The 20,920-nt window shown below is 55.6% G+C and carries 21 protein-coding genes and 2 pseudogenes; 15 read left to right on the top strand and 8 right to left on the bottom strand.

Annotated features, from left to right (window positions below; all coding sequences use genetic code 11):
- Window positions 1–28: 28 nt before the first annotated feature.
- From ACEPLT_RS05500 to ACEPLT_RS05480, 5 genes are all read left to right on the top strand, one after another.
- Window positions 29–592 (top strand): fasciclin domain-containing protein, encoded by a 564-nt coding sequence (locus ACEPLT_RS05500; RefSeq protein WP_032674327.1) that lies wholly within the window; start codon window positions 29–31, stop codon window positions 590–592.
- 43 nt (window positions 593–635) lie between these two features.
- A complete protein-coding gene (locus ACEPLT_RS05495) occupies window positions 636–1,190 on the top strand; it encodes an RNA polymerase sigma factor (protein ID WP_032674326.1) in 555 nt (184 codons plus the stop codon).
- On the top strand, window positions 1,187–1,834 hold the full coding sequence (locus tag ACEPLT_RS05490; protein WP_032674324.1) for an anti-sigma factor: 648 nt from the start codon (window positions 1,187–1,189) through the stop codon (window positions 1,832–1,834). The genes ACEPLT_RS05495 and ACEPLT_RS05490 overlap by 4 nt, the downstream gene beginning before the upstream one ends.
- Window positions 1,835–2,107: 273 nt before the next feature.
- Complete coding sequence (locus tag ACEPLT_RS05485) at window positions 2,108–2,848, top strand: SDR family oxidoreductase (RefSeq protein WP_032674323.1); 741 nt, start codon at window positions 2,108–2,110, stop codon at window positions 2,846–2,848.
- 33 nt (window positions 2,849–2,881) lie between these two features.
- Window positions 2,882–4,576 carry a thiamine pyrophosphate-binding protein gene (locus ACEPLT_RS05480; RefSeq protein ID WP_248248789.1) on the top strand — a complete coding sequence of 565 codons (1,695 nt, stop codon included), beginning with the start codon at window positions 2,882–2,884 and terminating at the stop codon, window positions 4,574–4,576.
- Between the two features lie 33 nt (window positions 4,577–4,609).
- On the opposite strand, the gene ACEPLT_RS05475 is transcribed toward ACEPLT_RS05480, so the two are convergent.
- Complete coding sequence (locus tag ACEPLT_RS05475) at window positions 4,610–5,308, bottom strand: GNAT family N-acetyltransferase (protein ID WP_021242634.1); 699 nt, start codon at window positions 5,306–5,308, stop codon at window positions 4,610–4,612.
- 201 nt (window positions 5,309–5,509) lie between these two features.
- Between ACEPLT_RS05475 and ACEPLT_RS05470 the strand changes: the two are divergent.
- The 5 genes and pseudogenes from ACEPLT_RS05470 to ACEPLT_RS05450 all read left to right on the top strand — a co-directional run bounded on the left by ACEPLT_RS05470 (window position 5,510) and on the right by ACEPLT_RS05450 (window position 10,542).
- Window positions 5,510–7,077 (top strand): annotated as a pseudogene (locus ACEPLT_RS05470) (ABC transporter substrate-binding protein).
- Window positions 7,078–7,175: 98 nt separating this feature from the next.
- Window positions 7,176–8,189 carry an ABC transporter permease gene (locus ACEPLT_RS05465; RefSeq protein ID WP_023293080.1) on the top strand — a complete coding sequence of 338 codons (1,014 nt, stop codon included), beginning with the start codon at window positions 7,176–7,178 and terminating at the stop codon, window positions 8,187–8,189.
- A complete protein-coding gene (locus ACEPLT_RS05460) occupies window positions 8,189–9,022 on the top strand; it encodes an ABC transporter permease (RefSeq protein WP_032674319.1) in 834 nt (277 codons plus the stop codon). Before ACEPLT_RS05465 ends, ACEPLT_RS05460 begins: the two co-directional genes overlap by 1 nt.
- On the top strand, window positions 9,015–9,851 hold the full coding sequence (locus ACEPLT_RS05455) for an ABC transporter ATP-binding protein (RefSeq protein ID WP_032674318.1): 837 nt from the start codon (window positions 9,015–9,017) through the stop codon (window positions 9,849–9,851). Before ACEPLT_RS05460 ends, ACEPLT_RS05455 begins: the two co-directional genes overlap by 8 nt.
- Entirely contained in the window at window positions 9,838–10,542 is a 705-nt protein-coding gene (locus ACEPLT_RS05450) for an ABC transporter ATP-binding protein (RefSeq protein ID WP_032674317.1), read from the top strand. Before ACEPLT_RS05455 ends, ACEPLT_RS05450 begins: the two co-directional genes overlap by 14 nt.
- A 108-nt stretch (window positions 10,543–10,650) precedes the next feature.
- Here the strand turns inward: ACEPLT_RS05450 and ACEPLT_RS05445 are convergent, their stop codons facing one another.
- The 4 genes from ACEPLT_RS05445 to budA form a co-directional block, all read right to left on the bottom strand.
- Window positions 10,651–11,124 (bottom strand): cold-shock protein, encoded by a 474-nt coding sequence (locus ACEPLT_RS05445; RefSeq protein ID WP_032674316.1) that lies wholly within the window; start codon window positions 11,122–11,124, stop codon window positions 10,651–10,653.
- A 131-nt stretch (window positions 11,125–11,255) separates the two neighbouring features.
- Window positions 11,256–12,026: a (S)-acetoin forming diacetyl reductase gene (locus ACEPLT_RS05440; RefSeq protein WP_008499406.1), complete on the bottom strand. Its 771-nt coding sequence runs from the start codon at window positions 12,024–12,026 to the stop codon at window positions 11,256–11,258.
- A gap of 20 nt (window positions 12,027–12,046) precedes the next feature.
- Window positions 12,047–13,768 carry an acetolactate synthase AlsS gene (gene alsS, locus ACEPLT_RS05435; protein WP_249429221.1) on the bottom strand — a complete coding sequence of 574 codons (1,722 nt, stop codon included), beginning with the start codon at window positions 13,766–13,768 and terminating at the stop codon, window positions 12,047–12,049.
- A complete protein-coding gene (gene budA, locus ACEPLT_RS05430) occupies window positions 13,740–14,519 on the bottom strand; it encodes an acetolactate decarboxylase (RefSeq protein WP_031275271.1) in 780 nt (259 codons plus the stop codon). The genes alsS and budA overlap by 29 nt, the downstream gene beginning before the upstream one ends.
- Before the next feature lie 105 nt (window positions 14,520–14,624).
- On the opposite strand from budA, the gene ACEPLT_RS05425 reads away from it, so the two are divergent.
- From ACEPLT_RS05425 to ACEPLT_RS05410, 4 genes are all read left to right on the top strand, one after another.
- Window positions 14,625–15,506 (top strand): LysR family transcriptional regulator, encoded by an 882-nt coding sequence (locus tag ACEPLT_RS05425; RefSeq protein WP_126348490.1) that lies wholly within the window; start codon window positions 14,625–14,627, stop codon window positions 15,504–15,506.
- 239 nt (window positions 15,507–15,745) lie between these two features.
- Complete coding sequence (locus ACEPLT_RS05420; RefSeq protein ID WP_232928001.1) at window positions 15,746–16,201, top strand: hypothetical protein; 456 nt, start codon at window positions 15,746–15,748, stop codon at window positions 16,199–16,201.
- A gap of 136 nt (window positions 16,202–16,337) precedes the next feature.
- Window positions 16,338–16,928 (top strand): hypothetical protein, encoded by a 591-nt coding sequence (locus ACEPLT_RS05415; protein ID WP_032656095.1) that lies wholly within the window; start codon window positions 16,338–16,340, stop codon window positions 16,926–16,928.
- A 282-nt stretch (window positions 16,929–17,210) separates the two neighbouring features.
- Window positions 17,211–17,714 carry a DUF2569 domain-containing protein gene (locus ACEPLT_RS05410; RefSeq protein WP_232927998.1) on the top strand — a complete coding sequence of 168 codons (504 nt, stop codon included), beginning with the start codon at window positions 17,211–17,213 and terminating at the stop codon, window positions 17,712–17,714.
- Window positions 17,715–17,921: 207 nt separating this feature from the next.
- Here the strand turns inward: ACEPLT_RS05410 and ACEPLT_RS05405 are convergent, their stop codons facing one another.
- Window positions 17,922–18,452: a tetratricopeptide repeat protein gene (locus ACEPLT_RS05405; protein WP_050484877.1), complete on the bottom strand. Its 531-nt coding sequence runs from the start codon at window positions 18,450–18,452 to the stop codon at window positions 17,922–17,924.
- Window positions 18,453–18,549: 97 nt separating this feature from the next.
- Window positions 18,550–19,238, bottom strand: a pseudogene (locus ACEPLT_RS05400) (DUF2625 domain-containing protein).
- Between the two features lie 625 nt (window positions 19,239–19,863).
- On the opposite strand from ACEPLT_RS05400, the gene ACEPLT_RS05395 reads away from it, so the two are divergent.
- A complete protein-coding gene (locus ACEPLT_RS05395; protein ID WP_232927995.1) occupies window positions 19,864–20,298 on the top strand; it encodes a hypothetical protein in 435 nt (144 codons plus the stop codon).
- A gap of 181 nt (window positions 20,299–20,479) precedes the next feature.
- On the opposite strand, the gene ACEPLT_RS05390 is transcribed toward ACEPLT_RS05395, so the two are convergent.
- The gene (locus ACEPLT_RS05390; RefSeq protein ID WP_023326846.1) at window positions 20,480–20,863 is read right to left on the bottom strand and encodes a SecDF P1 head subdomain-containing protein; all 384 of its coding nucleotides are present in this window, start codon (window positions 20,861–20,863) and stop codon (window positions 20,480–20,482) included.
- Window positions 20,864–20,920: the final 57 nt, after the last annotated feature.

Here is a 20,920-nt window from a genome sequence, read left to right as displayed (position 1 = left end):
CCTTTGCTCCTTAATCCGAGGATAAATGATGAAAAAGCTACTCAGTGTTGCATTCGTATCCAGCGCGATACTCTTCTGTGCAGGCGCATCAGCAGCCATGACGTCAGACACCGTGATGGTGGGCGGAGCGGCGATGTTCCCGAGCAAAAATATTGTTGAAAACGCCGTGAACTCGAAAGATCACACTACGCTGGTGGCCGCCGTCAAAGCGGCCGGGCTGGTGGATACGCTCCAGAGCAAAGGGCCCTTCACCGTGTTTGCCCCAACCAATGCGGCGTTTGCGAAATTGCCTGACGGCACGGTCGAGAACCTGGTCAAACCCGAAAACAAAGCCACGCTCACCAGCATCCTGACCTATCACGTGGTCGCCGGTAATTACGATATGAAAGCGCTGGAGCAGAAAATTAAACAGGGCGGCGGCCACGCGGAGCTGAAGACCGTTAACGGTCAACCGCTGTGGATCATGAGCAACGGCCCGCACAATATTCAGCTTAAGGATGGTAAAGGTAACGTGGCGAACATCAGCACCTATGACGTCCATCAGAAAAATGGCGTGATCGATGTGATTGATACCGTCCTGATGCCTAAGTAGTTGTCTATACTTCGGAAGTGTGACGTTGCCTTCCGGAAAAAACATGGATAACGCGCTGGCTGAACAGCAGTTGAAATTAATGCAGGCGATCGCTAACGGCGATCGCCGCGCATTTGAACAACTTTACCGACTCACATCGCCTCACCTGTTTGCCGTTGCGCTGCGCATGCTGCGCGACCGCGCCTGGGCAGAAGAGATCCTGCACGACTGTTTTGTCACCGTCTGGAGTAAAGCCGAAACCTATAACGCTACCCTGAGCTCCCCGATGACCTGGCTTACGCATATTGTTCGCAACCGCTGTATTGACTGGCTGCGCAGCGGGCAAACCCGGGCTGCAGCCCGTGAAGAGTCGTATTCGGAAGATATTCTGCTGAGCGAAAGCGATGAGCAGAATAACTGGCACGACGATGCGCAGGCAGAGCGGCTCAGGCATTGTCTCGAACATTTGAGCAGCGAGCAGCGCCAGAGCATTACGCTCGCCTACTATCAGGGAATGTCTCACAGCGACATTGCCGACTGGCTCCAGCAGCCTGTAGGCTCGGTGAAAAGCTGGATACGTCGGGCAATGGATCATCTTCGGGAGTGCGTGGGGCTATGAATGACGCAGAAAAACGCGATGACATGCTGGCAGCAGAGTATGCCCTCGGCACGCTGCGGGGAGGAGCACGGCTTCAGTTCCAGAAACGGATTGCCCATGAACCCGCTCTGGCCGCCCGCGTGGCGTACTGGCAGGACATGTTCAGCACGCTGGATAGTCATCTTGTGCCCGTCCCTCCACCCGAGACGGTGTGGAAAAGAATTGCCCTCGATCTGCCGCCCAAAAAGCCTTTACGCCAAAGTCGGCCTTATGTCGGCTGGATGGTTGCGGCCTCCCTCGCCGCCCTGTCGGTCGTTGCCTGGTATGCCACCCGTACACCGGAACTCGCTCCGCTGATGGTCCTCAACGATGCCCAACAGCACGGGGAATGGGTCGTCAGCGCGGATGCCAGCCGCCAGCACCTGAGCATTGCCCCTCTTCGGCCGACGGCCGTCGCGGCGCAACACAGCCTCCAGCTTTGGCTGATCCCAGGCGGGCAGGCGCCGGTCTCCATGGGGCTGCTGCATAACGACATACCGACACGCGTCACCCTCAGGAACACAACGCTCCCTCCTGACGCCACGATAGCCATAAGCCTTGAACCAGAGGGCGGATCGCCCACTGGACTCCCCACAGGCCCGGTGCTTTACAGTGGCAAATTGTAATTCTCAGGCCCTGTTCGCAGGGCCGCTATCGTGCCCCCATTTCATTTATATACTTTTCTCGGTTACCTATAAGAATTAAATATTAAGCCTGTAATTAATGTAATTATTAAAAAACGACATTGACAGACTCTTGCGTACTCCATTAAGTTTTAAACGAACATCATTTTATTCCCGATACACAATATATCAAAAACCGCATTAATGAATTTGTCATTATTCATTAATGCTTCTCTGCCTTTTATTTTTTGCATCACTCAATAGCGAGATAAGATCATGAATAATAGTGCAAACAAGGTTGTTGTCATTACCGGTGCCAGCAGCGGTATTGGTCAGGCGATTGCCCTCCATTTAGCGAATAACGCGTTTTCGCTGGTGCTGGTGGCGCGCCGTCTGGACAGAATTAATGCCCTGGTGGATCAGATTATTCAGCAAGGCGGCAAGGCGATAGCCGTGAAGGCCGATGTCACCCGTCAGGAGGAGGTTCAGCGCGCCATTGACGCTGCCGTTGCCGCCTACCAGCGCGTGGATGTGCTAATCAACAACGCGGGCTTTATGGCTATCGCCCCCTTGAGCGAGCTGAAAACCGACGAATGGGACAAGATGATTGACACCAATCTGAAAGGGGTGCTGTACGGCATCGCGGCCGCGTTGCCGGTGTTCCAGCGTCAGGGCAGCGGGCATTTTATTAACGTTGCCTCCGTCGCGGGCATCAAGGTGCTGGCACCTGGCGGCGTGGTGTACAGCGCCACAAAATTCGCCGTCCGCGCGCTGAGTGAAGGCTTACGTCAGGAGGCGGGTAAAACTATCCGCACGACGCTTATTTCGCCCGGCGCCGTCGAAAGCGAACTGCAATTCGGCAGCTCTGACGAAGAGAGTAAAAAATTTCTCCATGAGTTTTATAAGCAGGCTATTCCGGCTGACGCAATTGCCCGCGCGGTTTTATTTGCCATAGAACAGCCTGGCGACGTTGATATTAATGAAATTGTTGTGCGTCCGACGCAGGAAGAATTTTAGCCTGGGTTAAATAATACTGAATGAGGTGTCAGTATGATTAAATCATTAACGTCCTTATTAGATCTCAATATGCGAACGGGTGCCGATATTCTTCTTGAAGTGCTGGAGAGTGAAGGCGTGGAATATATTTTTGGCAACCCCGGCACCACCGAGCTTCCTCTGATTGATGCCCTGCTTCGCCATGAAAATATTCACTATATTCTGGCGCTTCAGGAGAGCACCGTGGTGGCGATTGCCGACGGCTTCGCGAAAGCCTCCGGCAAAACGGGCTTTATCAATTTGCATACCGCGAGCGGCCTGGGGCACGGCATGGGGAATCTCATTAATTCGCGGATCATGAAAACCCCGCTGGTGGTGACCGTTGGACAGCAGGATACGCGGCACTACGTCCGCGACCCGCTGCTGTATGATGATATTGTTTCCATTGGCTCCCCGGTCATGAAATGGGCGCAGGAGGTCACCAGCGCCGACCAGCTCCCGGTGCTGGTGCGCCGCGCGTTTCACGCTGCCAGCTATCCTCCGGCCGGTCCGGTACTGCTCTCCCTGCCGATGAACGTGATGGAAGAGCTGAGCGATGCCGGGATACAGACGCCGTCGAGAGTGAACTACCACACCGTGGCGGGCTCGCTGGACGAGCTGGCGGAGGCGCTCAGCGAGATCGCGCCGGGCAGGATCATGATTGTGGCGGGCGATGAGGTGCACTCCAGCGGCTCGACGCAGGAGATTGTCGAGCTGGCGGAAGCGCTCAGCGCCCACGTCTACGGCTCCTCCTGGCCGCTGAATTTGCCTTTTCCCACTCAGCACGCGCTCTGGCGGGGCAATATGCCCACCACCGCCAGCGAAATCGCCAGCATCATCAATGCCTACGATGCCGTATTCATCATCGGCGGCAGAAGCCTGATCACCATTTTGTACAGCGAGGGCGAGGCTATTCCGGCGACCTGCGCGGTGTACCAGCTCTCGGCGGATATGCACGAGCTTGGCCGCACCTATGCCACTCGCCTTTCGGTGATGGGGGATATCAAACTGTCCCTGCACGAACTGCTGCCAAAGCTTAAGCAGCGCCTGATCGCCAGCACGCTGGCCCACCAGCGGCTGCTGGTGGCGGCCCGCGACGAACGAGAGAAGGAGTGGCAGCAGCAGGAGGAACGTCTGGCCGTCGAGCGGCTACGCCCGGCCCTTTCGCCGATGGTCGCAGCCTGGGAAGTCATCCGATCCATTCCGGCGGGTACCACCATCGTGGATGAGGCGATAGCGACCGCCAGGCATGTCCGCCGGTTCATCTCTGACCAGCAGCACCAGCGCTACTACTTTATGCGCGGCGGCGGACTGGGCTGGGGGATGCCCGCAGCAGTAGGCCACTCGCTGGGGCTGGGTCGCGAGCCGGTAGTGTGTTTAGTTGGAGACGGAGCCTCCCTCTACTCGCCGCAGGCGCTCTGGACGGCGGCACACGAAAATCTGCCGGTCACCTTTATCGTCATGAATAACAGGGAGTACAACATCCTGAAAAACTTTATGAAGAGCCAGGCTGACTACAGCTCAACGCGGTTGGGGCGTTTTATCGGGATGGACCTGGTGAACCCGCATATTGATTTTCAGTCGCTGGCCACCGCCATGGGCGTCCACTGCTGCCGGGTGACCGAGGCTGCGGATATCGCCGAAGCGGTAACGCGCGGCCTGCAGTCAGGAAAAACCAACCTGATTGAAATCGCGATTTCCGCGGATTAACCGCGCGTTTACGCTGTACCCTACATAAAAAACTTATAACCGAAACGCCTCAAGCCGCTTTATCTGCCGCCCTTCATCGTCAAAATTCTCTGCCGCCAGCCAGGCGCGCAGCTCCGCGTCTCTTTGCGGCCATTCGCCGTCAATAATAGAAAGCATATCGCTGTCGCGGTTGCGCCCTTTACGCACCAGCTTCTGGCGCAGGCGTCCTTCCCAGACAAACCCCAGCCGCTCCGCCGCCCTGCGCGACGCCACGTTCATGGAATCGCACTTCCACTCGAGGCGCCGGTAGCCGTGCTCAAACGCATTTTTCAGCAGCAGCCACACCGTTTCGGTGCCGATGCGGGAACCTTTCATTTTGCGCGACCAGGTGACGTGACCAATTTCCACCGACCCCAGCAGCCGCTCGTTGGCCATATAGCTCACCAGCCCCACCGCCCGTTCGTTGCGTAAGTCAATGACGGCAAACGGCACCAGCTCATCGTCCATGACCTTCGCCATGATCCAGTGCGCGGTGGCTTCCACGCTCGTGGGCTGCGTGCTGGCAAGCCACGTCCAGTCGCTGTCGTCGCCCAGCGCGTAGGCCTCAAAGAGATCGGCCGCGTGGCGATCGGCGTCCAGCGGCTCCAGGCGACAATACTGGCCGAACAGCGGCGTGCGGGTTAACGCGCGCGCGCCTTTCCAGTCGGGAACGATATCGTTAACGGTTTGACCATGTTGATTGATTTCGGGCACGGCGGTGACTCCCTGAAAGGTAAGGCATTTGTTATAGCAGGTTAAAAAGCAGGCGAAAAGCAGCGTGTTTTAATAGCCCGACCGCATGCGATATTCCCGGAAGGCATAAGTAAAGCTGAATTTCGACTTTGTGGAATGGCACAGTCGCCCTAACGTAGCGGAGCATAAAACAATCACAATATATTCTTCTCAGGGATCGCTATGACAAAAAAACTGTTGCCGTTACTGGTGCTGGCTGCGCTCTCAGGCGCCGCCCACGCCGCTACGCCGCCCAACACGCTGGTGGTTGCCCAGGGGCTTGATGACATCGTGAGCCTCGACCCGGCCGAAGCCAACGAGCTCTCCAGCATCCAGACCGTGCCGAGCCTGTACCAGCGTCTGGTGCAGCCGGACCGCGATAATCCGGAAAAAATCACGCCTGTTCTGGCAGAAAGCTGGGACGCGGACGCGGCAGCAAAAACCCTGACCATCAAGCTTAAACCCGATGCGAAATTCGCCTCCGGCAACCCGCTGCGCCCGGAAGACGCGATCTTCTCTTATACCCGCGCCGTGACGCTGAACAAATCCCCGGCCTTATCCTCAACGTGCTGGGCTGGGACGCGAGCAACATCGCCAGCCAGCTGAAAAAGGTGGACGATCATACCCTCCAGCTTCACTGGACGGCGGACGTTAGCCCCTCGGTGGCGCTGAATATCCTCTCCACGCCGATAGCCTCCATCGTCGATGAAAAGCAGGTCGCCGCAAACGTCAAGGATAACGACTTCGGTAACGCGTGGCTGAAAATGCACTCGGCGGGCAGCGGCGCGTTCAAAATGCGCGTCTATCAGCCGCATCAGGCCATCGTGCTGGAAGCTAACGACGCCGCGCCCGGCGGCGCGCCGAAGCTCAAAAGCATCATCATTAAGAACGTCCCCGACCCCGCTTCACGCCGCCTGCTGATCCAGCAGGGGGACGCGGACGTGGCGCGCGATCTGGGTGCAGACCAGATTAGCGCCCTGGACGGCAAGCCGGGCGTGAAGGTGCTGAGCATCCCGTCTGCGGAGCAGAATTACCTGGTGTTTAACACCGGCAACAGCGCTAATCCGCTGCTGAACAACCCGGCGTTCTGGGAAGCGTCGCGCTGGCTGGTCGACTATGACGGCATCACGAAGAACCTGCTGAAAGGCCAGTATTTTGTTCACCAGAGCTTCCTGCCGGTCGGCCTGCCGGGCGCGCTGGAAGACAATCCGTTTAAATTTGACCCGGCAAAAGCGAAAGCCATTCTTGCCAAAGCGGGCATTAAGGACGCGCACTTCACGCTGGACGTGGAGAACAAGCCGCCGTTTATCACTATTGCCCAGTCGATGCAGGCGAGCTTTGCGCAGGGTGGCGTGAAGGTGGATCTGCTGCCTGCCGCCGGGAGCCAGGTCTATGCCCGCGTGCGCGCTAAGCAGCATCAGGCGGCGATCCGTCTGTGGATCCCGGACTACTTCGACGCGCACTCCAACGCCAGCGCCTTCGCGTGGAACGACGGGAAGTCCAGCACCGTGGCCGGTCTGAACGGCTGGAAAATCCCGGAGCTGAACAAGGCCACGCTGGCGGCGGTTGCCGAACCGGATCCAGCGAAACGTCTGGATCTGTACAAGAAGATGCAGGAACAGCTGCAGCAGAGCTCGCCGTACGTGTTCGTCGATCAGGGCAAAACCCAGATCGTGGTGCGCGATAACGTGAAGGGGTATCAGCAGGGGCTGAACGCGGATATGGTCTGGTACGATCGCGTCACGAAGTAGCCCTTGTTGCCGGGTGGCGCTGCGCTTACCCGGCCTGTGTTCTCGGTTTTTGTAGGCCGGGTAAGGCGAAGCCGCCACCCGGCATGAAGAGATTTTCCATGCCACATCTTTCCACCCGCGTGCTTCAGGGTCTGCTGACCCTGCTGCTGACGCTCTTCGGGCTGCTGCTGGTCACGTTTGCGCTCTCGGCGTTTTCACCGGTCGATCGCGTGCTGCAGATCGTCGGCGATCACGCCAGCCAGTCAACGTACGATCAGGTTCGCCACCAGCTCGGGCTGGATCGTCCCCTGCCCGTGCAGTTCTGGCACTACCTGCAAAACCTTGCCCACGGGGATTTAGGCACCGCCAGCGCCACCGGGCAGCCGGTGCTGCAGGATCTGCTGCACGCCTTCCCCGCCACGCTGGAGCTGGCAACGCTGGCGCTAATTATCGGCACGATACTCGGCGTGATTGCGGGTGTGCTGTGCGCCCGCTACGCCGGTTCGCCACTGGACTTAGCGATCAGAACGCTCACCCTGCTCGGCAACTCGGTGCCGATTTTCTGGCTTGGCCTGCTGATGCTGGCCCTGTTCTACGCGAAGCTGCAGTGGAGCGTGGGCCCCGGCAGGCTGGACGACATCTGGCAGTTTACCGTCGAGCCGCGCACCGGCTTTGCGCTGATAGATACCTGGCTTTCCGGCGATCGCGAGGCGTTTCGCAACGCCATCAGCCACCTGGTGCTGCCGGTGCTGCTGCTGGCGTACTACTCGCTGGCGAGCATTACCCGTCTGACCCGCTCCGCCTGCCTCAGCGAAATGAACAAGGAGTACATCCTGCTTGCCCGCGCCAAGGGCGCCGGGGAGATGACCATTCTGCTGCGCCACGTGCTGCCGAACATTCGCAGCACCCTGCTGACGGTGATCGCCCTGGCCTATACCAGCATGCTGGAAGGTGCGGTATTAACAGAGACCGTCTTCTCGTGGCCGGGCATCGGACGCTATCTCACCACCGCCCTGTTCGCCGGAGACACCACCGCGGTCATGGGCGGCACGCTGCTGATTGGCGTCTGCTTTGTCCTGATCAATAACCTTACCGACCTGCTTGTGCGGGCGACCGATCCCAGGGTGCGCTGATGCCGTTTTATCTCTTCTTACGCCGCCTGCGCCGCTCCCCTGCCGCCGTTTGCGGGCTGATTGCCCTCGCGCTGCTGGTACTGATCGCCCTGTTCGCGCCCTGGCTGGCACCGGTTGATCCGAACTGGCAGGACGCCGCCGCGCGCCTGCAGGCACCGAACGGCCAGCACTGGCTGGGCACCGACAGCTACGGGCGCGATCTGCTCTCGCGCCTGATTTACGGCACCCGTCCGGCGCTCGGGCTGGTGGCATTAGTCACCGTTATCACCCTGCCCGCCGGGCTGCTGGTGGGGATCCTGTCCGGCTACTACGGCGGCTGGCTGGAGCGAGTCCTGATGCGCTTTACCGACGTGGTGATGTCGATGCCGCGCCTGATCCTCGCCTTCGCGTTTGTGGCGATGCTCGGCCCGGGGCTGGTCAACGGCACGCTGGCGCTGGCCTTAACCACCTGGCCGGCCTATGCGCGTCAGGCCCGGAGCGAGATTCAGCGTCTGCGCCACAGCGATTACCTGGCCGCCGCGGAGATGATGGGGATCCGCGGCCCGCGCCTGCTGGTCGGCCATATTCTGCCCCTGTGCCTGCCGTCCGCGATTGTGCGGCTGGCGCTGGATCTGGCGGGGATTATTCTGGCCGCCGCCGGTCTCGGCTTCCTCGGCCTTGGCGCACGTCCGCCCATGGCCGAATGGGGGGCGATGATTGCCGACGGCATGCAGGTGATTTTCGACCAGTGGTGGATTGCCGCTATTCCGGGCGGAGCGATTCTGTTTGCCAGCCTGGCGTTTAACCTGCTGGGCGATGGCCTGCGCGATGTACTGGAGCCACAGCATGACTGAACACCGCGTCATCGTCGATGCGCTGAATATCGACTACCCCGCCGCATGCGTGGTCAACAACCTGAGCTTTACGCTTGGCAACGAGCGGCTGGCGCTGGTGGGGGAATCCGGCTCCGGCAAGTCCATGTCCGCCCGCGCCCTGATGGGTCTGGTGCGCAAACCCGGTATCGTGAGCGCCAACCGGCTTAACGTGCTGGGCAACGATCTGCTGACCCTGAACGCCCGTCGCTGGCAGGCGCTGCGCGGCAACGGGATTGCGATGGTCCTGCAGGACCCGCGCTACGCCCTTAACCCTGTGAAAAGCGTCGCCGCCCAGCTTGATGAGGCGCTCACGCTGCATCAGCGCCTGTCGCGCCCGGAGCGTGCGGCGCGCATTCACGACATCCTCCGCGCCGTCGGGCTGAGCGAGAGCGTGCTGTCACGCTACCCCGGTGAGCTTTCCGGGGGCATGGGCCAGCGGGTGATGATTGCGATGGCGCTGATCAACAACCCGCAGGTGCTGATTGCCGACGAACCGACCTCCGCGCTGGACGCCCGCCTGCGCAACCAGATCCTCGAGCTGCTGGTGCAGCAGTGCGAAGAACGCCAGATGGCGATGCTGCTCATCAGCCACGATCTGCCGCTGGTGGCGGAGCACTGCGACCGCGTGCTGGTGATGTATCAGGGCGAAAAGGTCGATGAGATGGCGGCAAGCCAGCTCCCGCAGGCGACGCATCCGTACACGCGCACCCTGTGGACCTGTCGTCCAGACGCCCATACCTATGGGCAGATGCTGCCGACGCTCGATCGTTCGCAGCCGTGGAAGGAGGCCAGCGATGGCGATCGTTGAGGTTAACCAGGTGCAGGTCGCCTTCGGGGAAAAAACGGCGGTTTCGGCCGCCAGCTTTAGCATTGAGAAAGGCGAGACGTTCAGCCTGATCGGTGAATCCGGCTGCGGGAAATCGACTATTCTGCGCGTGCTGGCGGGGCTGCAGCGCGAGTGGCGCGGCAGTATTGCGATGCTGGGAGAAGCGTTAACGCCAGGGCGACGCTTTGAAGGCGAGCTTCGCCGCAACGTGCAGATGGTGTTTCAGGATCCGTGGGCGTCGCTGCATCCCAACCACACGATTTCTCGCACGCTGTCGGAGCCGTTGAACATTCGCGGCGAGACGCAGGTCGCGGAGAAGGTGGCCAATGCGCTGCACGAGGTGGGGCTCTCCGCCGACGCGGGCAGGCGCTACCCGCACCAGCTTTCCGGCGGCCAGCGTCAGCGCGTTGCGATTGCCCGCGCGCTGCTGCTGCGCCCGCAGCTACTGCTGCTGGACGAGCCGACCTCGGCGCTGGATATGTCGGTGCAGGCGGAAATCCTGAACCTGCTTAATCGCCTGAAGGCCGAGCATGAGATGACCTATCTGCTGGTGAGTCACGACGCGGACGTGATTGCCCATATGTCCGACCGGGCGGCATTGATGGCGCACGGGAAGATCCAGAAGGTGTTTAACCGTGAGGCGATGTTACGGGGCGAGCACAGGATGGGTTAAGTGCGTGCGGCGGTGCCCGGTGGCGCTGCGCTTACCGGGCCTACGTTTCGTGCCGCGTTGATGGTTTTTCGTAGGCCGGGTAAGGCGTAGCCGCCACCCGGCAAACAATTACTTCAGCAGCTTCACCGTGGCATCGATGTCGATCTCATCTTCGGTGAAGATCAGCGTCGTATTCTGGAAGGTGGTGATCGCCAGCTTCTTCACCGTGCGCATTTCGCCCGGCTTTTTATCGGATTTTGGCTTGATGCTGTTCATCAGCAGGCCCACCGACAGCACCGCGTTCTCTTTGTCGATTTTGGTATCAACGGGCTCTTCTTCGTTGAACACCACGAAGGATTTGATCGAGGTGAGCTTTACGCGCTCGCCTGCGATATAGAGATGTTTGCTTTCGGGGATCACCTTCACCGCGTAGGCGGAAAGGCCTTTGTTGTTGGTGGTAGGCTCGAAGGTCACCGCGGCATCTTTCTTAATCAGATCGGGGTTCGCGACCTTAATCACATGAAAATAGCGGTTGTCGCCGTTTTCATCTTTGATAAATCCAAAGCCTTTATCTTTAAACCACGTTGTGATTGTACCGTTCATCGCTGTTACCGCCTGTCAGATCGTAATGACTAAAGTTTTGCAGCGCGCAGTGTAATGCACAATGACGGAGGAGACAAAAAAAAGCCCCTGCACGGGGGCAGGGGAAAACTCATGTCAGAGCTTATTAGAATTTAGTTGAACACCATCCCACCATCGATGAGCAGAGACTGGCCTGTCATGTAGTCAGAGTCCGGTCCTGCCAGGTATGAGACGCAGGCGGCGACATCTTCCGGCTCGGACAGGCGGCCAAGCGTAATGCGTTTGGCAAAAGTCTCGGTTCCATAGCCGAGCGGTTTACCCGCCGCCTCGGAGACCTGACGGTCGATCTCCGCCCACATCGGCGTTTTCACGATGCCCGGGCAGTAGGCGTTAACGGTGATCCCCAGCGGAGCAAGATCCCGCGCGGCGGTCTGAGTTAGGCCGCGCACCGCGAATTTACTGGAACTGTAGACGGCCAGCTCCGGGTTACCGGTGTGGCCCGCCTGGGAGCAGGCGTTGATGATTTTCCCGCCGTGCCCTTCTTTACGAAACGCGTCAATCGCGGCCTGAATGCCCCAGATCACCCCTTTCACGTTGATGTTGTAGACCTTATCGACAATCTCCGGCGTGATGGATTCGATTGGCGTGGACGGCGCGACCCCGGCGTTATTGACGATCACGTGGAAACCGCCCAGCGCGGTGCGGGCTTTCTCCACCGCCGCAAATACCTGCTCGCGGTCAGAAACGTCTACCTTCACGGCGACGGCGTTACCGCCGTTACGGATAATTTCATCGGCCACCGCTCTGGCCGTTTCCGCGTTATAGTCGGCGATGGCGACGGCAAAGCCATCTTTCACCAGGCGAAGCGCAATCGCTTTACCAATCCCCTGGCCTGAGCCTGTTACGAGAGCAACTTTTTGCATTTCTCTGTCCTTATGTTGAGTCACAAAATCTGGCTGAGATGGAGCTGGCCCATCAGCAGCGGGTTATCGCTGTAGTCGACGGGAATGGCCACCACGGCCGGGCCATCCACATCCATTGCCGCGCGCAGCGTGGGTTCGAGCGCGTCGGCGCTCTCCACGGCAAAGCCTTTCGCGCCAAAGGCGTCGGCATAGACTTTGAAATCGACCGGGCCGAACTCGACGCCGGAAAGACGCTGGTATTTTTTCTCTTCCTGAATGGCAACCATGTTGTAGCCGTTATCCACCCAGATGATGTGCAGCACGTTAGCGTTGAGGCGCACCGCGGTTTCCAGCTCCATGCTTGACTGCAGGAAGCCGCCGTCACCGGAGACCGACACCACCTTGCGGCCCGGGTTGACCAGCCACGCGCCAATGGCCCACGGCAGCGCGACGCCCATGGTCTGCTGGCCGTTGGAGATCATCACCTGGCGCGCCCGGAAGCTGTAGAGGTAGCGGGCGATCCAGATGTGGAAGCTGCCCATGTCGACGGTCAGGGTCACGTCGTTATTCACGATGTCCTGCATGGCCCGCACGATGCGCAGCGGATGCAGGGCGAACTGATTAAGCGAGGCGCCGCGACGATCGAGCAGATCGCGCTGATGCTGGCGGTCGACCAGAATTTCGGAGGCCCGCTGGCTCAGCTCCAGCTTGTGATCGATACGGTTAGCGAGCTGATTCAGCGTTTCGGCGATGTCCCCCACCAGCTCCAGATCCGGCACGTAGTTACGTTCTTCATAGGCAGGCAGCACGTCGATGTGCACCAGCGTGGCGTCGCCGCTGTTCCACATGGACGGCTCGTACTCCACCGGGCTGTAGCCGATGCAGATAATCAGGTCCGCCAGATGGAGCAGCCTGTCGCCCGCCTGGTTATTGAACAGACCGACGCGTCCGGCGAAGCGGGTGAAGTGCTCCTGATTCACCGCGCCGGCGGCCTGATAGGTGCTGGTGACCGGAATACGGCTTTTCTCCAGCAGCTTGCGCAGCGCCGCGCTGTTGGCGGGCTGGCTCGCCATCAGCCCCAGCAGGATGACCGGGTTTTTAACCTTTTCGATAAGCTTCGCCACATCGTTGATAGCGGATTCCGGTGCCGGGCCCATCAGCGCGGGACCGCTGGCGGGTAAAATCGCCCCCGTGGCGGGCTGGTCAACAATGTCCTGCGGCAGGCTGACGAACGCGCCCCCCGGCCTGCCGTGCTCGGCGGCGCGAAACGCATTCGATACCACCTCGGCAATCGCGTCCGGCGCACTCACCTCCACGGCGTATTTGGTGACCGGGCTGAACATGGCGACGGTGTCCATGCTCTGGTGCACCAGCTTGGCTTTATCCGCCCGCTTCACCGCCCCGCCCAGCGCCACCACCGGGTCGCCTTCGCTGTTGGCGGTAGCAATGCCGGTGATCAGGTTCGAGCAGCCCGGCCCGGAAGTGACCAGCGCCACCCCGGCCTTGCCGGTCAACCGCCCTACCGCCGCCGCCATAAACGCCGCGTTCGCCTCGTGACGCACCGGGATGATCTCAATGGAGGAGTCCAGCAGAGAGTCAAAGACCTTGTCGATTTTCGCCCCCGGGATCCCGAACACCTGCTTCACGCCCTGCGCTTCCAGCTGGCCGACAACCAAATCGGCGCCGTGCGCCCACTGACGTGACTGTTTCTCACTGTTCACGGTAGTTCTCCTGTTAGTTTTCGACGGCACGGATCGCCGCATCCAGATTGCTGGGGTGAAGGTTGGCCTGTAAAAAGGCGCTGTCGGCGGGCAGGTCAATCATCAGCTTGTGAATTTCACCGAAGGTGAGCACGCCGCTCTCCAGCTGGTAGTCAAGCAGATGGCCCCCGCCCTGACGGTCGTCGGTGATGAAGTGTTCGTGGTAACCCGCCACGTTGATCCCCTGCATGTGCTGCGGCGTGCGGAACCCGACCAGCACCCCTTCGCGCTGGTTAAAGCGGAACACCGGCTGGTCGTCCAGCACGTCGGTCATCGCGCGGTACGGCGGCGTCTGGCGCGGTACGGTGCGGGTGTGGGCATGGCGGAAGTTGCCGTCAATGCGCAGCGCGCAGAACAGGTTATCGGAGGGGATCTGCTGGTCGATGACGTCGTGGATCTGCTGACGGCTGACCGGCGCGTCGAAGGTTTTACGGTACTGCGGCTGGAACCAGGTCATCACCGCGAACGGCGTTTTCTGCTCCGGCTTCGCGGCCCGGGCGCTGCCGTCGGCGCGCAGCTGGTACACCTGGCTGCTGAAGGCAATCATTTCGCCGTCCAGCTCGTTGAAGGTGCCCAGACCAAAATCACCGTGTGCCAGCAGATCGGCGATGGTGGTCTCCCCCTCGTACACGCCGCTTAGCAGGGCGCTCATTAGCGATGTCTGATAGATCACGCTGTCAGGATGCTGGGCGGAGAACCCGCGCAGGGTCTCGCACAGGCTGGCTTCACAGTCGCAGGCAGATGAATGCACCATCATGCTCGTCCTCTTCAACTTTATTTAGAAAGGTTAAATAAATGTTGACCCGATTCAGCAGAGAGTTCCAATATAGAAACCATGCTGGTTTGAGACGTTTTAGATATGGAACTTCGTTATCTGCGGTATTTTGTCGCGGTTGCACGCGAGCGACACTTCACCAGGGCGGCCGAAGCGCTGGGTATTTCACAGCCTCCTCTGAGTCAGCAGATCAAACGGCTCGAAGAGGAAGTGGGCACGCCGCTGTTCAGACGCCTGACGCGGGGCGTGGAGCTGACCGAAGCGGGAGAAGCCTTCTACGAGGACGCCTGCAAGATCCTGGCGCTGAGCGACGCCGCGCTGGAGAAAGCCCGCGGCATCGCGCGCGGGCTGAACGGTAACCTGTCGATTGGCATCACCAGCTCCGATGCTTTTCATCCCAAAATTTTCGCGCTGATTCGCCAGTTTCAGGTGCAGAACATGGCGGTGCAGGTTCACCAGGTGGAAGCCAATATGTCGTCGCTGACGACGATGCTGGCGGAGGGTGAACTGGATATCGCCTTCGTGCGCCTGCCGTGCGAGAGCAGCAAGGCGTTCGAGTTAACCATCCTCGACCGGGAGCCGATGGTGGTGGCGCTGCATCGCGATCATCCGCTGGCGGCGCACGATTCGCTGGCGTTAGAGCAGCTTCGGGATACGCCGGTGGTGTTGTTCCCGCAGGAGGTCGCGCCCGGCCTGTACGACCGGGTTCACGGCTGCTGCGAGCGGGCCGGGATCGACGTGCAGCACGCGCTGCAGTCATCACAGCTTTCATCTTCACTGAGCATGGTTTCCGCCGGCGGCGGGTTTGCGCTGGTGCCGAAATCCATGGCGGCCATTTCTCCGCCAAATGTCACCTACCACGCGCTGAGCTCGCCGGAGCTTTACACCGATATCGCGCTCTGCTGGCGGCGCTTTGAACGCTCGCGGACGGTGAAGCGGTTTCTGGCGATGATGAGCGAGGGGTAGCGGCCGAGCCAGGTGGATTTGGTTGGTGGTTTTTGTAGGCTGGGTAAGGCGTAGCCGCCACCCGGCAATGCCCTTCTGGAAGCCGCCTCGCAAACCTGCAAGCAACCTTATGTAATTCAGGGGCATCCCCTTTCCTTCCTTTTTTCACCGCCGTAAAGTGCCTGCGTTGCGGCCCATCCGTAACCGGGCGTAGGAACCCGTTAGCATAACGTGACATTTTTACTTAAAGAGGATGCTAAATGGCTACTGTCCCTGAGTTTTCTTATGCGCTCTCCGAAGAAAGCGCGGTTCACCACCTCATCAATCATCAACTTTGCGATTCCGCAGATCTCTTCGAACTGGCTGACACCTGCGCCGCCTGTGTGAGCGTGCTGGTTGAAACTGACGATCCCGTGACGTTTTCCATACTTTGCAAGCGCTTGCTGGCACTGCTTAAACGCCTGCGTGAATGTTGCGATACAGAACTTCCCTCGCATCTGGTTGAAAGGCTCATCGCGGGGGAGAAGATCGTTTCCTGCGTGCCAGACTGCTGGCAGGAGACGGCGTTGCAGGTGGATTATGCTCTGGCGTTAACGCTGGCGGTGATGGGCGGGACACTGCCTGCAAGCGTGGCGAAAGAACTCACCGGGTTGCTGCACGATATGGTCTGGCTGCTGGCGGAGTTTGTGAAGGAGCCGTATATTACGGCGCACTGAGACGGGTGATGGGCCGGAATTCTGCTGCTGCGGATGGGGGAGCATTTCGGCCAGATACCCCTCTCTTTTCCTGGTAATTGCTTGCGGAACGCCATCTGATACTCTGGCTGCACTCAAGGGATGACAAGGAAGAGAAATGCTGAATCCTGGATTCGTAACCCGCAAAGCGCTTGCTCAGTGGCAGGATGTCCCCGCTTTTTTACCTCAGTTCCAGTTTCATGAAAAACACCGAACGGTCATTCATACTGCGCATCCCGAACATATTCTGCCGTTGATTGCAAACTTTGACGTCCGGCAAGATGTCGTCATTCGGCGGCTGATGTTTTTACGGCAATTACCCCAGAAATTTCTGCGTAATCAGCAGGCTAACTCCATCGGCAACTTTGGCCTGCACAGTTTTACCCTTTTGAAAAACTCAGCATCTGAGCTCTGCTATGGCTTGCGAGGACAGTTCTGGCGTTCAGATTTTGGTCTGGAAAAAGTACCGGATGTCAGCGCTTTTCAGACGTCAGTGACGCCGGGCAGCGCGACATTGTTGCTGCGCTATCAGGTAACGGAATTGGCGCCAGGCCAGCATGAACTCAGTACAGAAACGTTCGTCGATTGCCCGGACAGAAGCACCCGGCTCAGGATGGCGGCTTACTGGCTGATAATCCGGGCGGGCAGCGGCTGGATCCGCAGGAGAACGCTGAAAGCGGTTAGGTTGAATATCGAGAAGCTGGACTGAAGTGCAACAGATAACCTTATGGCGTTCAGCGTTAGCACTTCGCTTTAAATATCCGTTTCCGGACGAGAACTGCCGGGAAGAAATGTTTGAGGAGCGGTTATTAGCAAAAAGCGGTACCGATCAACCGCCTTTAAAATGAATACCTGCGCGGCGGATATTCACCCTTAACACAAATTTACGCGAAAAATTACCTGTACAGTACACTTATTTATCGGTCAGTTGTGTTTGTAATAGACTTCGTTTAATCTATTGTTAATTATAAAATTTACCAAAGGTCCATATATGGAATGGGGATGCATAAAGTGTGGGGTCGAAATACCTCAGGACAGAGAGTTTTGCGACAGTTGCGAAGATAAAATCTTCAGGAAAATTGGAGGCTTTCTTTTTCTCCCTCTTATAGGATTAGTGGTCACTGCTGCTTCCTATCTTTTTGCAATGACAGATGCATTTAAATTTACGATAGAAAACTATTCGCATTTGAATGCAAATGCAAAAATCTTCTTCATGCTTTCCCTGGTTATTTATATTGGCGAATTTCTTTTTACAGTCACTGTTTTTTCATTTTTCCTAAGAAAGAAGAAATCGCTACCAAAGCTTTATATTTTGTTTTTAATATCAATCGTGACGACAATGTCATTTAATACCTACTTGCTTTACATATTAATTCCTGGCGCTGAAATTGGATATAATGAACTTGTACCTGTTTTTAGAAACGTGATAACAGCTTTGATTTGGATTCCTTATTTCATAACATCTGTTCGCGTAAAAAGAACGTTTATCAGATAAAAGCACGTGTGGCTTCATCATTTGATGCCTGTGCATGCAGAGCTCTATTGTTCAACGTCCCGACATCAAAACTGAGCGGAGGCTATCACCCTCCGCTCATGATAGGGAAAGGGCAGAAAAGCGGGCAAGGTCCGCTTTTAGCAAAGAAAGGACATACCTCAATAACTGAAACTATTTCCCTACAGGCAAACTGCATGGGGAAGCTTATCACTCTGGTAAATAAATATCAGTGTTTTTAATGCTTTCATACCACTCCATAGCTTTTGCATAATCTTGCGGCACTCCTTTCCCGTAGTAATAAAGATTTCCAATATTTTTTTTAGCATTGGCATTACCGTTACTGGCCGCTTTAAGATACCACTTCATAGCCTGAGCATAATCTTGCGGTATACCCTCTGCTTTTTCATACATGACGCCAATGTTATTTTGAGCTTCAGCATGGTTTTGTTGTGCGGCTTTTAAATACCACTGCATCGCTTTTGAATAATCTTTTTTAACCCCTTGCCCAGAAACATAACAAAATGCCACATTATTTTGGGCTTGAGCATAATTTCGAAGAGCTGATTTCATATAAAATTCAAAAGCTTTATGGTAATCCACCTCAACACCTAGCCCTTTCGCGTACATAACTCCCATTTTATTTTGCAGTTCAGGACTTATATCACTTTGGTTGTTTTTCTTGACAGCGCAAGAAGTTAACATCAGAGTAATAAAAAGCATGCACGTTATTTTTTCCATTTCTCGTTCCGTTTCGGTTTAAATCAACTTACTCATTCAATAAAAATCATTTATATAAAAATTAGCTTATTCTCTAAACATTTATCACGTTGGTTAATCAAGGAGGAAGCAAATCGTCGCTCTGCATGTTGGTTAATTGATGTTGTAAATCCAGGCAAAGTGCCCAGTGCTTTTCAACAGGTATCGTAACTCGCGAACGCTTTTCTACAGACAACTGCTGTTCGGTCCAGAGAAAAGGATAGAAAGAATAAACGAGATTACAATTCATTAAAGCCATCTCTTCGCGCCAACCCGTCCAGCGTACATTTTTATAGAATAAATCCAAATCTCCGCAAAGTGCCCAATGCAGAAAACCTGAATAGTGGGTATCGAGGCTCTCCATTCAAGAGTATCCGGAGCAAAGTAATATATCCCACCGAGATCTTTACCTAATTCTCCCCCGTTAAGTGCAAAAAAACCTCCAGATGCATCATCAGCAATTAATAATGCCTGAAATGTCTGACCAGCAGTTACCAATTGCGTCCATGAAGCCAGACTTCTTGACAGTCTGGTGTGACCTGAGCCTAAAATTCGCAACCAACCATTATCAATGAGTATTCCTCCCGTTTCATATGAAATTGCCCCAAGCGGAGAGAAAGTAGTTATCTGAAGCTGATGTAAATCAGCGCGAGCTTGCGCAAGGTTACAAGGTAAGACTTCATAGCTATTGCTTGCTTCTTGCAGCCATTGTTTCACTGAATGCCAGCCAGATCTCTTTTTATCAATTAATTCAGCTAGTTCCCTCATCCTTTTCCCTCATTCAAACTACGCTAGTTTACATTATTTATCGGACGCTAAACCGATAACATGAGCATGAAATCAGAGAATTTGGTCGGCAACGGCCGTTATGTTTGAAGAGCGGACACGATCACCAACTTCAGCTATTATGGTTTACGAAGTTTTATTTGAGGCGCTCTTTCCCCTTCAGGTAGAAGCTCGCAAGAAACATCAGTTTTTTTCTTATCGCATCATGCCTGATTGGACAGCAATTTCGATTAAAGGAGGAATCAATGTCACATTCATCATCAAAAAGAAAAGTCTTAGACATAGAAGCTCCTCTTGCGCATAGAGCATCACACGCACGGAGTTGCGCAAACCACGTAGCGAATAGATTGGGAATCACCCGCAGCGAGCTACTGATGAAGGTTGAGAGTGATACAGGCGCAAGTCTGATATCGCCACTCACAGAAGATGAGTTAATGAATGCGTTTTATTATATGGAAAACCTTTAAGAGCGACAGCTATGAGCGAAAAACGGTCCTTTAATCCATTCTGTATCAGATGCAGGTCTAACACTAGCATGTGATAATCAACCGGGGATAGGTCATCGCATCCGGTCAGGTAGTGGCGATGTGATTCTACGTTGTGAGAAATGAAAAAAGATATTTGGTGTAAAAAAATGACGAAAATGGACGATGACTTTTTACAATATGATCTGGACTGGTTTTTATCCAGCCAGGAAGGGTACTTAGCGCATTTTGCAACAGCAGATCAGGGGCCGATTCCTGAAAGGATCAAGTCATCTGTCGAGGACTATAATTTTATTTTTGATTATATTTACTCGCTGGAACCCTTGTCAGAGGTGTATGTGATAGAAGGCAATTTGCCTGCATTTTCAAATGACAATCAACGTTCTTCCTATCTGCGCTCATTTGTTGAGATGTCAAGTAAAGGATTGTTCAGCTACGACTATGAACAAGGTGGATATAAATTAATTTCGAAACCAAAAACACCATTGAAATATGAAATATTGCCAAATGAAGTGAAAGGCGTGATTTATGTTGCAGAAAGAGAAATTGACTTATAGATATGATGTGCTGATGCGACCTGTGCTCAATTTTTTGACAAATAATAGCCATAGAAAGTCCGATCTTGTCACAGCGCGGATCGGCTCGAAGATCGATGTCCGCTGTGAGCGTAGAGCGGAAATTGTCTTTATGAATGACTTTTACATTGCCAAATAAATTATTATTTTCCGCTTTTTCTGGTTAATCACGAACACCATCATAATCGTTAAGTATTTGCATTAACATTATTCTTGGTATGTCTTTTGTGGATATTCTGAAACTGGTACTCAGGCGCGAGGCAATCATAGCGGAAGTAATTTTATTATCATCGTAGGCGATGGTCATATGCTTTCCGATATTCTGTCGGGTCATGTCCGACAACCTTTTGCCACATTCATCGGAAAATCTAAAGACTAAATTCTCTGCACCTATCTCATCCTTCTCTACATAATCAATTGTCTTTACACATCCAGAATCAAACAAAGTTTTCTCATTACCGACCGAAAAAATAAAACTCCCTTTTGCTGCAGTCGATGTCAATGGCACAAGCACCACGAGTAACAACACCCCAAATTTGATTTGCATCTTCTTCTCCTTTTATTTGTTGACCTGCTCCCCATAAATTAACATATCTCAACATTA

This window comes from Enterobacter sp. fkY84-1 (assembly GCF_052974705.1).
Note: the sequence above shows the minus strand (reverse complement) of the source record. Positions and strands in the feature narration are given on the sequence as shown.